General features: G+C 62.5%; 14 protein-coding genes. 4 read left to right on the forward strand and 10 right to left on the reverse strand.

The genetic code is table 11. From position 1 onward, the window contains the following. Nucleotides 1-6: 6 nt before the first annotated feature. The 4 genes from flgA to ACN9MY_RS29585 form a co-directional block, all read right to left on the reverse strand. Nucleotides 7-927, reverse strand: coding sequence for a flagellar basal body P-ring formation chaperone FlgA (gene flgA, locus ACN9MY_RS29570; protein ID WP_426336538.1), 921 nt, complete (start codon nucleotides 925-927; stop codon nucleotides 7-9). Between the two features lie 3 nt (nucleotides 928-930). Continuing rightward, entirely contained in the window at nucleotides 931-1,722 is a 792-nt protein-coding gene (gene flgG, locus ACN9MY_RS29575; RefSeq protein WP_426165652.1) for a flagellar basal-body rod protein FlgG, read from the reverse strand. A 3-nt stretch (nucleotides 1,723-1,725) separates the two neighbouring features. Beyond that, entirely contained in the window at nucleotides 1,726-2,451 is a 726-nt protein-coding gene (locus ACN9MY_RS29580) for a flagellar hook-basal body protein (RefSeq protein ID WP_426165654.1), read from the reverse strand. Nucleotides 2,452-2,565: 114 nt separating this feature from the next. Next, nucleotides 2,566-3,747, reverse strand: a complete 1,182-nt coding sequence (locus ACN9MY_RS29585) for a glycosyltransferase (protein ID WP_426336539.1) — start codon at nucleotides 3,745-3,747, stop codon at nucleotides 2,566-2,568. 81 nt (nucleotides 3,748-3,828) lie between these two features. On the opposite strand from ACN9MY_RS29585, the gene ACN9MY_RS29590 reads away from it, so the two are divergent. Next, nucleotides 3,829-4,980, forward strand: a complete 1,152-nt coding sequence (locus ACN9MY_RS29590) for a tetratricopeptide repeat protein (RefSeq protein ID WP_426165658.1) — start codon at nucleotides 3,829-3,831, stop codon at nucleotides 4,978-4,980. Nucleotides 4,981-4,995: 15 nt separating this feature from the next. Continuing rightward, entirely contained in the window at nucleotides 4,996-5,571 is a 576-nt protein-coding gene (locus ACN9MY_RS29595) for a tetratricopeptide repeat protein (RefSeq protein WP_426165660.1), read from the forward strand. Here the strand turns inward: ACN9MY_RS29595 and ACN9MY_RS29600 are convergent, their stop codons facing one another. Continuing rightward, nucleotides 5,572-6,192, reverse strand: a complete 621-nt coding sequence (locus ACN9MY_RS29600; protein ID WP_426336540.1) for a PEP-CTERM sorting domain-containing protein — start codon at nucleotides 6,190-6,192, stop codon at nucleotides 5,572-5,574. A 111-nt stretch (nucleotides 6,193-6,303) separates the two neighbouring features. On the opposite strand from ACN9MY_RS29600, the gene ACN9MY_RS29605 reads away from it, so the two are divergent. Next, complete coding sequence (locus ACN9MY_RS29605) at nucleotides 6,304-6,789, forward strand: tetratricopeptide repeat protein (protein ID WP_426319504.1); 486 nt, start codon at nucleotides 6,304-6,306, stop codon at nucleotides 6,787-6,789. Beyond that, nucleotides 6,786-7,526: a radical SAM protein gene (locus tag ACN9MY_RS29610; RefSeq protein WP_426336541.1), complete on the forward strand. Its 741-nt coding sequence runs from the start codon at nucleotides 6,786-6,788 to the stop codon at nucleotides 7,524-7,526. Before ACN9MY_RS29605 ends, ACN9MY_RS29610 begins: the two co-directional genes overlap by 4 nt. 3 nt (nucleotides 7,527-7,529) lie before the next feature. On the opposite strand, the gene ACN9MY_RS29615 is transcribed toward ACN9MY_RS29610, so the two are convergent. From ACN9MY_RS29615 to ACN9MY_RS29635, 5 genes are all read right to left on the reverse strand, one after another. Continuing rightward, nucleotides 7,530-8,441 carry a hypothetical protein gene (locus ACN9MY_RS29615; RefSeq protein WP_426319506.1) on the reverse strand — a complete coding sequence of 304 codons (912 nt, stop codon included), beginning with the start codon at nucleotides 8,439-8,441 and terminating at the stop codon, nucleotides 7,530-7,532. 58 nt (nucleotides 8,442-8,499) lie between these two features. Continuing rightward, entirely contained in the window at nucleotides 8,500-9,318 is an 819-nt protein-coding gene (locus ACN9MY_RS29620) for a hypothetical protein (protein ID WP_426319507.1), read from the reverse strand. 607 nt (nucleotides 9,319-9,925) lie between these two features. Beyond that, nucleotides 9,926-10,549 carry a GAD-like domain-containing protein gene (locus tag ACN9MY_RS29625; RefSeq protein WP_426319508.1) on the reverse strand — a complete coding sequence of 208 codons (624 nt, stop codon included), beginning with the start codon at nucleotides 10,547-10,549 and terminating at the stop codon, nucleotides 9,926-9,928. Between the two features lie 9 nt (nucleotides 10,550-10,558). Further along, complete coding sequence (locus ACN9MY_RS29630) at nucleotides 10,559-11,650, reverse strand: polymorphic toxin type 15 domain-containing protein (RefSeq protein WP_426319509.1); 1,092 nt, start codon at nucleotides 11,648-11,650, stop codon at nucleotides 10,559-10,561. Further along, a complete protein-coding gene (locus ACN9MY_RS29635) occupies nucleotides 11,643-12,491 on the reverse strand; it encodes a hypothetical protein (RefSeq protein WP_426319510.1) in 849 nt (282 codons plus the stop codon). Before ACN9MY_RS29635 ends, ACN9MY_RS29630 begins: the two co-directional genes overlap by 8 nt.

The following is a 12,491-nucleotide window of genomic DNA, read 5'->3' on the forward strand; positions in this document are numbered from 1 at the left end:
TCTCCTTCACTGCAGGTCCGCCTGGACCGTTCCATCCTGTTGCAGGCGGCCGGCCAACACGGCCCCGCCCGACATCCTCAATTGCACCGGCTCGCCCGGCGCCGCATCGCCCAGGGCGATGCCTTCGCGCTCCAGCTGCAGCGCGCCGCTCTGCCAGCGCAGCACGGCCCGTTCGCCGCGGCGCAGGAAACCGGCCGGCGCCAGCTGGCTCGCCGCCAGCGCCTGCCCCGCGCGCAGCGGCTGGCGCAGACGGGCGCCGTTGGGCAAGCTGTCCGCCGCCAGGCCGCCCGCCAGTGCCGCGTTGCCGGGGCGGGCTTCAAAATCGGCGGCCACTAGCACCTCGCCGGCAGCCAGGTCGCGGCGCGCGACATACAGCTGGCGCGGCAGCTCCAGGGCCAGTTCCACCCGCAGCGAGCGGTACACCGCGTCCTGCCACAGCACGTCCAGCCACACTTCAAAGCGCGGCGCCAGCGGGCGTCCCGCCAGCGGCCGCACGGCCAGGCGCGCGTCCTGCGGTGCTTCCACTTCAGCCGGCACGCGCAGCGGCGTCGCCTGCAAGCTGGCGTCGGCGCCGAACGCGGCCTGCACCGCCTGCGTCGCCAGCGCCAGCTGTTCGGCCGAAGCCACCAGCCGCGACGCCATGCGCACCTGCACCTGCTGCGCTCCTGTCACTTCCACGCTGCGCCCGGTCCGGCGCAGCACCAGTTCCTGCAATTGCGCGCGCGTCCAGCGCGCCACATAGCCGATGCGCGGTGCGCTGCCCAGGTCCAGGCTAGCCAGCGCCGCGGCGCCTTCGCCGCTGACTTCGGCCACATCGGCCAGGTGCAGGCGCGGCTGCATGGCCATCACCGTTTCCCGCAGCGCCAATTCGGCGCCTTGCGCCGCCGGCAGCCACGCGAGGGCGGCCGCACACAGCAGCGCACGCATGGCTTATTTGCGCAGGTTGTTGCTCATGGCCAGCATCTCGTCCGACGCCTGGATCACCTTGACGCTGCTTTCATAGGCGCGCTGCGCCACCATCAGGCTGACCATTTCATCCACCAGGTTGACGTTGGAGCCTTCCAGCCAGCCCTGCGCCACCGTGCCCATGCCGCCTTCCCCGGCCGCGCCGTAGATGGCGTCGCCGGAAGCCGCGCTGGGCCGGTACATATTGCCGCCCATGGCCTGCAGGCCGCTGGTGTCGGCAAAGCGCGCCAGTTCAATGCGGCCCAGTTCGCTGGGCGAACTCTGGCCGGCCAGCTTGGCCGTCACGACGCCGGCGGCCGACACCGACAGCTCGCTGGCGTCGTTGCCGACCTGGATGGCCGGGCGCAGCTGGTAACCGTCGCTGGTGGCCAGGTAGCCTTCCTTGTCGACCACCAGGCTGCCGCCGCGGGTAAAGGCCGGCGTGCCGTCGGCTGCCGTCACTTCGAAGAAGCCGTCGCCGCGCACGGCGAAATCGAGGGCCTGGCCGGTCTGTTTCAGCTCGCCGCCGGCAAAGGCCTTGACGATGCCGGCCATGCCGACCCCGCTGCCCTGCCACAGCGAAGGCGCAGCGCCCTGGGTGGCCTGGCTGGCGGCGGCGCGGGCACCGCCCATGTCGCGGTAGACCAGGTCCTGGAAGCTCACGCGCGAGCGCTTGAAGCCGGGCGTGCCGACGTTGGCCAGGTTGTTGGCAATGGTGTCCACGCTGGCCTGCTGCATCTGCATGCCGGTGGCGGCGATGTACATCGAATCGTTCATGGCTTAAAAATCTCCCAGCTTGCGGATGGTCTTTTCCAGGTTGTCGTCATAGCCCTGCACTACGCGCGCCAGGGCTTCGAAATGGCGCACCGTCATGCTCATGCGCACCATCTCGGTGGTGGTGTCGACGTTGGACGCTTCCTGGAAGCCCAGCTTGACCGGCGCGCTGCTGTTCGGGTCGGCCACCGTGGCGCCGCCCAGCGCATACATGCCGCCGCCCAGCGGCTGCAGGCGGCCAGCCTGCTCGAAGCGCACCCGCTTCAGGCGGCCGACCACGCGGCCGTCCTGTTGCACGTCGCCGTTGCCGTCGATGGTGAAGGGGGCGTTGCTGAGGGTGAGCGGACCGGCGCTGCTGACCACCGGGTGGCCCTGGTCGCCGACCAGGCGGCCGTCGACGTCCACCCGCAGCTTGCCCTGGCGGGTGTAGGCCGAGCCGTCCGGCGTGGCCAGCTCCAGGAAATCGGTGCCGTCGACCGCGACGTCATGGGCGTCGCCGGTGGCGCGCAGGCGCCCGGCGCCTGCATCGATCACGCTGCTTTGCAGGGACGGCAGGGTCAGCGGCAATGGCTGCGCCAGTGCTGCCTGGCTCAGTTGAGCCTGGAAGGTGGTGCCCAGCGCCAGCTGCTTCTTGTAACCGGGCGTCACGGCATTGGCCAGGTTCTGGCTGATGCTCTCCATTTGCCGGACATCGTTCTGCAGGCCCAGGCCGGCAATTGCATTTACATCCACTGTTACCTCGGCAACTAACAATATAACAATTGAAAGTCGGCAATACTATCATGATGTAAATGCTAATTGCAGAAAATGGTAGAGTTTTTATTTATGGAAACTTATAAAGTGTCACTAATTTGAGGGGTTTTGTAGCAGTGCCGAGAGACGATCGGCCAGTGCCGGCGCCGCCATCGGTGTGTGGCTGCCACGCCACGCTTTGGCCGCCGCGCGCATGCCGGCATCGGCCAGGGCGTCCTCTACCTGGGCCAGCGGCGCCGCATCGTCCTGGTAGACGCGGGCCACGCCCAGTTCAGCCACGCGGCGCGCCAGCATGGCTTGCTCCGGCTGCTGCGGCAGCAGCAGCATCGGCACCCCGGCCGCCAGGCAGGCGCAGATCGTGGCATGGCTGGCATACAGGATGGCCAGGTCGCACTGCCCGGCCAGGCTGCGCAGCTGCGTCAGCTCTTGCGTGAAGCGTATATTGCTGTTGGCAAAGCGCGCCGCCTGCTGCGCTGTCAGCCCCGGCGCGTAGATCAGCGCGTCGCAAGGCGCCATGCGCAACTGGCTGAGCAGGCGGTCCACGCCGCGCTGCCCCGGGCGCAGGTAGGCGAACACGCGCGGCCGCCCGGGGTCGGGCCAGCTGGCCGGCACCCCGGCCTCATCGAGATAGAAGCCGCCGCAGTATTCCTCTTCCGGCCGGGCGCCGAAATGGTCCAGCTCGGGATAAGTATCGAGCAAGCGCAAGTCGGCGTCGAACAGTTCAGGAAGCGTCGCCAGCGGCGCCATGCCGATGCGCTCCTGTGCCGCCTGGATCGCCGCCAGTGCCGCCGTGTCGCACGCCAGCAAATTTTCCTGCGCCACCGCCTGCGGCAAGATGGACGGGAACGGCGTCTGCCGCGGCGGTAGGAAAAAGCCGGGCGACAGCAGCACGCGCCGCATGGCGCGCCCGCGGCTGGCCAGCAGCGCCGTCGGGCTGTGGTCGAACACCGTCAGCGCCGGCTGCACCAGCTCGAAGATCTGCTGCCAGGCGCGCAGCATGCCCGCCAGGCGCACCGGGCTGGCGTAGCCGCAGCGCAGCAGGATGTCGGCATAGTTCAGGGCCGGCCCGGCGGCGGGGCCCTGGCCGATTGCCACCGGCGCCTGCAGCCAAGGCATGCCGTGCGGCCCCAGCACCACTTCAGCCGAATGGGTGTCGCGCACCGCAAACACGGGACGGTAACCGCGTTCGCGCAAGGCCAGCGCCAGCGGCAGGAATTTCGAGACATGGCCCAGGTGTTCGCCCAATTCCCACGCGAACAGGATGTTTGCATTCATCTTTGAAAGAAATATTGCGTTGTTTACACGTTCATCATATTGTAGGATGATCTTGCATTGCTAAATTTGCCAAGCTTTACCATGTCGACCGCAACAGACCTCACCGCCAAGATCCAGCGCTTCACCACGTTCCTGCAAGCCGATCCGGACAACACCAGCCTGCTGCTCGACCTGGGCGACCTGCAGCACCAGGCAGGCCAGTTCGATGCCGCCCTGGCCAGCTATGGCCGTGCCGCCGCCCTGCTGCCGGATGCCTCGGCCGCCACCGCGCGCATCGCCGCCGTCTACCTGTCGCAGCACCGCTTCAGCGATGCGGCCGCGCTGTTCCAGGGCTTGCTGGCGCAAGGCGAACCGGTACCGGCGCTGCAGCACAACCTGGGTATCGCCCTGTTCTACCAGGATCGCTTCGAGGAAGCGGCGCAGCAGTTCAGCGCCGCCGCAGCGGGCGGCCTGGATGTGCCGGCCAATGCGCGCTACCTGGCCAACTGCCTGCACCACACCGGGCAGATGGATGAAGCGCTGCAAGCGGCCCGGCAATGGCATGCCCAGACCGAATCGCCCGACAGCCAGGCCTATCTTTCCCTGCTCTATTTCGACCAGGGCGACCGCGAACAGGCGCGCGCCGCCGCCGAGGCGGCCCTGGCCGTCCAGCCCGACAGCGTGGAAGCCAACGCCGTGCGCGGTTCGCTGGCACTGGAAGACCAGGACATCGCCACCGCGCGCGCCAGCTTCGACACGGTGCTGGCGCAGCGCCCGGACAACGGGCGCGCCTGGCTGGGCAAGGGCCTGAGCCAGCTCTACACCGAAGAACAGGACGACGCGCTGGCCTCGCTGGCCAAAGCCGAAGCCTGCATGCCCGAGCATTCCGGCACCATCGTCGCGCTGGGCTGGGCCCAGCTGACCACCGGCCGCCACGCCGAAGCGGAACAGAGTTTCCGCCGCGCCGTGGAAGCCGACCGCGGCTTCGCCGAAGCCCACGGCGGCCTGGCTGCCGCGCTGGTGCACCTGAACCGCCTGGATGAGGCGCGCCAGGCCGTGACCGTGGCCAACCGCCTCGACCCGGCCAACTTCGGCGCCGTCTACGCCAAGGCCGCCCTGCTCAAGCTGGACGGCCACGGCCAGCTGGCCGACCGCCTGATCTCGCGCGCATTGCAACAGCGCCCGACGGCGGATGCCCCAAGCCTGCAGGAATACCTGACCACTTTTGTGGCGCAACGCGCGCCGAAACACTGAGAACGGATTACGAAAATGAGCAACCCCACCCTCGCCATGCTTGACCAGGCCGAGCTGCTCCAGCTGTCGCTGGAAGCCGACCGTAACGGCGATTCCGCCACCTCGCTGGCCTACCTGAAAGAAGCGGGCAGCCGCCCCGATGCCAGCGCCGAAGCGTTGCTGATGCTGGGCGCCAGCTACGCCTCGCTGCGCATGTATGACCGCGCCGCAACCGCGATGGAAGCGGCCATTGCCGCCAATCCGGAACTGGCCATCGCGCGCTTCCAGCTGGGCCTGCTGTACCTGTCTTCAGGCGACGGCCCGCGCGCCAACGACGTGCTGGTGGCGCTGGACGACCTGGACGAAGGCAAATGCCTGTTCCACTTCGGCCGCGGCCTGCGCCACCTGCTGGCGGATGAATTTGCCGATGCGCTGCGCTACCTGCAGCGCGGCATTGAGCTGAACCTGGACAACCCGGCCCTGAATGCCGACATGCAGCGCATCATCGACGATGTGAACAAGCTGCCGGAAGAACAGCGCCAGCAAAGCGCCGGCACCGACAGCAGCCAGCACGTGATGCTGTCGGCCTATACCGGCCGCAGCACGCACTGATCAGGAACGCCGGCGGCGTGCCAGGGCCAGCAGGCCCAGACCGCCGGCCATCAGCGGCAACGTCGCCGGTTCCGGCACGTCGCCAGGCGGGTCGACCTGGTCGACGCTCCACTGGATCTGGTCAAGCACCAGTTGCGGCCCGGCGCCGTCCTGCGAGCCGGCATCGATACCGCCGGTGCCCAGGAAGCTCACCGCGTCCACGCCCTTGAAGCCGAAATCGAAGTAGTAAGGGCCGTTGAAGGAGGTCTGCAGGGTCTTGGTGTACAGCAGCTGGCCATTGCGCCAGCCTTGCACCAGGACATCCTCATCCATGCTCCAGGCGGCCGTGATGGCAGCGCGGTCGAAATTGAACTTGGTCGCACGCGAGAACGAAATAATGCCGTCCCAGCCGATCAAGCCAACATTGCCCACCGTGCCCAATTGGTAGCCGCGGGACTGGATGTAGTCCTTGAAAACAACGGCTGGGTCATTGCCCCATTCAAAGCCGCCATAGCCCGCCTCCAGCGGCGCCACCCAGTCGCCAGGATCCTGGTCTTCGAACGTCAACAAGCCCGCTTGCGCAGACGCCGACATCGATAAAGCCACGGCCAGCAAGCCGCAGCGCTTCCAGCTGCTGAACATACTTTTTCCTTTTTAGAAATAGATGCTGCAATACATTAAACATTGTATGGTAGCATGTTGACATTCAAATTACTTAACTTTTCTTTCGCCACTATGACGTCCAGCAACAATTTGTCCGTATTTGCGCCCGATGAACTGGTCGCCCTGGCCCGCCATCACATCGACAGCAACCGGCTCGACCTCGCACTGGAAAAGTTGAAGCTGGTCCTGGCCGGCAACGCCCCCGAACCGGAAGCGATTGCCATGACGGCCCGCCTATACGCCCAGCTGGGCCTGCCGCGCCGCGCCCAGGAGCTGTTCCAGCACTACCTGGCACTGCACCCGGACGCGCCGACCGAGCAGTTCCAGCTGGCGATGGCCTACTTCAACGACGGCCAGGCCGAACAGGCGCAAGTGCTGTGGGATGCCATCCTGGAACGCGACCCGGTGCACCCGCCGGCCCTGTACTTCAGCGCCTTGCACCAGGCGCGCCAGGGCAAGGCGCAAGACGCGCGCCGCCACCTGGACGTGTTGCTGCAGTCGGCCGCCTCCAGCAACCTGTACGCCGAGCGCGGCAGGGAATTGCTGCAATCGCTGGACGCCACGGCCCAGCAATGATGGATGTGCAAGTCGAAGTCAGCACACGCTGCAACTTCGACTGCTTTTACTGCGCAGGACGCGACATGGCGCAAGGCGACATGCCGCTGGAACGTTTCCGCGCCATCGTCGACAGGCACGTCGCGCGCTACGGCGTGCCACGCCGCCTGTCGCTGCAGGGCGAAGGCGAACCAACGCTGAACCGCGACTTCTTCGCCATGGCCGCCTACGCGCGCACCATCGGCGCCGAGCCGTTCACCATCACCAACGGCACGTACAAATATCCCGAACACTTCCTGGCCGACTTCCGCCAGATCGGCGTCAGCATAGACACGCTGGATGCCTGCGAAGCGGCCAGCATCGGCCGCCACAACCTGGAACGCGTCATCGAGTTTGTCGAGAACCTGCGCGGCAAACTCGACATCACGATCTTCTCCGTCGCCGTTTCCGCCTCGGTTCAGCCAGTGCGCGAATGGTGCCGCAAGCGCGGCTTGCGCCACATGATTCAGCCGCTGCAGGGCAAGGACGACTACAGCCGCCGTTACCCACAGCGCATCCAGCTGCACCGCCAACCGACCGAGTACCGTTGCCACCTTCTGGAGAATGACGGCATGCGCTACTACGACCTGAGCGGCGGCGAGATGCCATGCTGCTTCATCAAGGACGCCAGCCGCTTCGAGTCAATCGCCGCGCTGCGCAGCATCCTCGAAGAGCGCAAGGTGCCGCTCCCCTGCGCTGGCTGTGCTCACTTGCGCTAACGCCTATGCGGTGGCCTTCACGCCATACTGCTCCACCAGGATCCTCAGGTAGCTCAGGGCACTCTTTTGCGCATAATCGGGCGCATCATTGCCGCTCAGGTTCAATTTCTTGAGGTCTTCCACCAAAGCGAAATAGCGCGCCGTCAAATACTGCGGCAAATCCGCCCGGTTCAACCGAATATTGCTTAAGCCGTCTTCCTCGTTCACCACTTGCATGTAGTAGCACTGGATGGCGCAGAAAACGCCCAGCGCATCACTTGCGGCGACGCGCAAGGCCAAGTCAAGTTCGCGCTCTGCAAACTTGACGTTGTACTTCTCGGCGATCGGATAAATCGCCTTGACCAGCAACTCGTTGTGATCGGTCGGCAGCAAGTCGGCATTAATGTAGGACGGCGTGCGAAACACGCCTTCCTCGCCACGGATTACCTTGAACAGATGATGAGATTTGATCTGCTGGTAAATTTCGTCGACTGTTGGAGTCATTTCTGGATTCACAATTCGTCCGATGTCAGGCTTGCATAATTCGTTCAAGCCTTCGGACATAATCTGCAGCACCGTTTCACGGTCGCCGCCCAGAAGAGGTGTTTGACCATAAAAGAAGCGGAACCTGAAGCGCCCGTTCCACAGGACTGTCAAGCGTACGCCCGTCCATTTCTCGCCATGCTGGACAGCCTCTTGATATAGGGCCTTGACCGTATCGTATGTCTGAATCGTGTTGCCGAGGTCGTAGCTATCCAGGTGGATATCGAAATTTTCGCCGCCCAACGCCCTCGCAGTGCACTTATTTCTCAGCCCGAGTTGCTCATCCTCTAAGAACTCAAAATAGAAAGTAATCACTCTCCAATCCGGCGGCGCGCTATCGGCGAGCGCCTGCACCGTCTGGTTCAACAGTTCCGGGTCAGCCTGAAATGCCACAATTTTCCTCCTGTACTCTCAATCGTCACGAGCTTCCAAGTACCATTTTTGTCCACTACTAATAGCCAACGCCATATTGTTCGTGCGGCAAGGACAGCCATGCCTCGACCATTGCGTGAAAATTGTCGACTTCCGAGTGGTGCGCCAATTTCGTCAATGCGGCCCGAGCAGCGGCAAAGTTCCAGCCGCTTGAATTTAACGTGAACCACGCCGATGTCAGGTCTCCCGCACTCAAATAGGTCTGGAATAAGTGCTGTTTGTCCGTAGTCTTCAACCATGGGGGACAATCAGGACTGGCCAGAAACGCACGCGCGGTGGTTTCATTTAACTCAAAAGAGGACGCCTGTTTATTAGCAGAACCATTGGCGTTGCTAACGGTTGGAAAACCACCGTCATAACCTTTCGACCCAGAACAGCTTTCCAGTGGCGTGCGTACTGCAAATTCTGGCAGCAAATATAACTGTGTTGGGTCGTCGCCATGAGTTTCGGCAAATTGTTCAATCTGGCCTAAATCAACCCCTAGTTTGGCTGCAAAGTCGGCAACTTCCGGGGTGGATTCATCCGCGAATACAAGCTCATTCAAGACTTCGTATGCTTTGAACTGTTCGCAGGTCCGCGCTATTTCAGATACCACGTAGCCCAACTTGACGTACATCTTGACAAAGCTGGCGTCACGATCAGCGAACCAGTGACTCCAGTAGCCCGTGTAAATCATCGCATCTGGCGCACTCCAAAACGGAATGAGTGCCGGCGGAAAGCCGTAGCACCGTGCAGGCTGTTCGTTTATTCCATTAGGCAGTTGGAGCCTGCCCGTTGCTAGCGCAATCAATTCCTCCGGCATGCCAAGCCCGCCCAATACCTTTTCATACTGTTTCATCTTCCATTCCTTCATCTGCTCGCTGCTAGAATTTTCGGAAGTTCAATGGTCGCAGTCAGGCGCAGGGGATAAAAGCTCGGCATGTGCACACGTTCTGAACCAAGCGGATTTTGCTCAAGCTATCCTCCTGCATGTAATAGCACTTGATGGCACAGAAACATCGTGCGCATCGCTGGCCGCAAGGCGAAGGGCCGCTCGCCCTCGGCAAACCTGGAGTTGTACGACTGGGCAGTGGGATAGATACCGTTGACCAGCAGATGATTATGAGGTCGACAGCAGGCCCGCGCTGATAGGCAGAGGTGCGGAAGACGGCTGACTCGCCGCCATCACATTGAACAGATTGAGCCTCAATATCCGCAAATGGTGCAGCAAGCACGACTTGCGCCGCATGAGCAACCGCTATTGTGAAGTCGCCGTTGAAAGTTGAGCTTGCTGCGCCGATTGCTCCCTGGCGCAGACGCAGGTACTTGTCTGCGATCGTGGACAGCAGACAGCACAACTCAGCGTCCGCAGACCCGGTGTTCGGAACAAAGGACTTCGCGCTTTACACTTCTTCCAACTGTCAAATCCGTTTGCATCCTATTCGAGATTCTCAACTCTCCTTAGCTTAGTCCGTCATCAATTGTACGCCTGCAAACTGTTTGATAATGTCAATATGAACTCCAAGCTTCAACTTCTGCAAGTTCGCAACATTTGCTTCGCCGCCCAGAGGAAGTACCGGCACAAAGCCGTATACCTCGTCTGGTCCCAGTACTCCAAGCGCGCCCCGAGCAGCTTCAAACATTGGATTATCGTCGTCGTCATCGAAATCAAAGTCTTCCAGACGCATCCCACCGAAAAACATGTCAATTGCATCCTCCATGTTGCCTGAGGCAAGTGCCGAGCTACGGGCCATCACGGCGGCAATTGGGCAACATATCGTGATTACTCGCGGACCATTCTCCCGCGCGCAAAAGAACTCGCCGAAAGCCGAACGCGCAATTATGAAATAGCGGTCCTCAGGCAGCTCGTTCAGCGGCTTTATCCAGCCATCGACTAACCACCCATATTCTTCTGGATTGACAGTCCAGAACATACCTCCGCCATACGAGCACCAGCCTTGGCTTTGCCAAATTTCAAGCAACGAATCTGGCAATATCCCACGGTACTTCTCCAATATCTGGTCAGGAACAGTCGCATATTGCGCTCCGCGGCCGGAGGCCGCCAAGAAAGCGGAATATTCTCTTTTCATTTGCATCCTTTAAATTCGGCCATTATTAATCAGCCCTGTTTCTAGGAACAGGCGTACGTTCATTTGGTGACCGCCATAGCCGGCCTCTTTTGCCTTGGCAGCCCAAGAATCCAAAGCTTCAACGCGGCTGTTCCAAGAAGGACCGATCGACGAGTTGACATTAGCATTTCCCATACGAGTTGGGTCGGCCGAAGTATAACCTCCTGCGACGTTATCCGGCTCATGTAATGCTGCGAGGCCTTTACGAGCTGCCGTTGCCTGTTGCGCCGCCATTTTGTCTATCGCATCATCGCTGAGTTGCGGATTTTCGCGCCTCATACGCTCAGCAATACTTTGCTTAACCTCCCGCTCAAAATCTTTCGTGAACTGTTTCTGCGCCCGTTTCGCATTCGGATTGCGTCCCAGCTTATCGAAGGAATCTCGTGCTTTCATGAATTGATCAACTGTCAAGCTATTCAAAGCATCTTCCTGACCTCGGATCTGCCGTGCGTACTCTGTCAAGAACTCTCGACGTTCCGCGGCAGTCTGCAATGCGCGGAATTTGTCGCCGCCCATTGGATCGAAGACTACTCGCGCTGCATCCCCAGGCACAACCGGACGTGTCGGACCTTCCGCGGCTACACGGCGTCGTGTGTTCTGCACAATTTCCACTTCACCGCAGTCGGCATTGTGAACGAAGATGCGCAACTCACCAACGAAGTAGGTGTGGAACTCGTCAACTTCAATGTTGTGGACGGTTTCCAGCCCTTCTTCTTCCACCAGCGACACCACCACGCGATGTTCGCCGGACGGCGTCAGCAATGGATCGCCTTCACGCAGATCGGCTGCACGTACCCAGCCATGGCCTGCGATCCAGAACGGGTGTTCATCGGTGGTGCGGATCGTTTCGCGGTTGCCTGCCTCGTCCGCTACGACCAGACGATAAATCTGCTTGTCCTCGATGACGATCGTACGGACCACGGTACGATAGGCAATCTCACCCGTCTCCTCGTGACGCGACAGAACTTGGTCGCCAATGGCCAGGCGGTCGATCGCGCGCAACCCGTCGCGGGTTTCCACAGGCGTACCGGCCACGAAGCAGGCACGGCGCAGGTTACGCACGTCCACGCCATTGACCATCACCGGCCGGCCGGTTTTCGAGACTCCCAAGTTCGGCGGCGGAAGCTTCACCGTTCATGACAGCTCGGCGTTCTGCCCGATTCAGGCCGGCATCCTGCAGTGCGCGGTTGTGCTCCTTCATGGACAGCTCGAACTTCTGCGGCGCATTGCCTGCCGTCGGAGTTGAACGTGGAGCCTGCGGCGCTTGTGGCGCATGCACCTCAGCACCGCGCGGTGCCGGCGTGCTTGGCGCAGATGCCGGCGTCGGCTCCTGCACTGGCGGACGATACGGCTCTGGTGCGCGTGGAGCGGGGCCTTGCTCGGCGCGCGGCACCTCACGCTCTACCTTTGCCGCATTGGAGCCTGCACGAACTTCACCCAGGGCATTGCGCACTACAGCAGGCGCATCCGCCGCCACGCCACTGCCATTGGCTACCTTTGGCATCTCCGACGCGGCGCGTCCCGGTACAGCCTCGGCGACCTTCCCTCCTGTCACCTCAGTCTGCTCCCACGGATTGCGTGGTGCTGCGCGGTCCGCAATGTTTGCGCGGCTTGCGGCGCTGGCATCGCCAGTGATCGCGGTTGCCGGATTCGGCTCGCCGTTGAGGCGCCCACGGGTTGTGGCGGCCTCACCTACGGCGCCCGACCTGGCTTCCGATGCAGCTGTGCGTACAGCCCCGGTCTCACCTGCGACTTCGCCCGCAGCGGCGCGCGCACCGTTGGCATTGCCAACCGCGCCACGTCCTGCAACAACAGCATCAGCCGCGCCAGCCTCCCCAACCGCCGAGCGCAGGGCGTTTGCCGCTGCGGCGGCTTCCGCACCTTCGCCGGCAATCAAGCCCAT

It is taken from the genome of Pseudoduganella sp. R-31, from assembly GCF_049913235.1.
GTDB lineage: Bacteria > Pseudomonadota > Gammaproteobacteria > Burkholderiales > Burkholderiaceae_D > Rugamonas.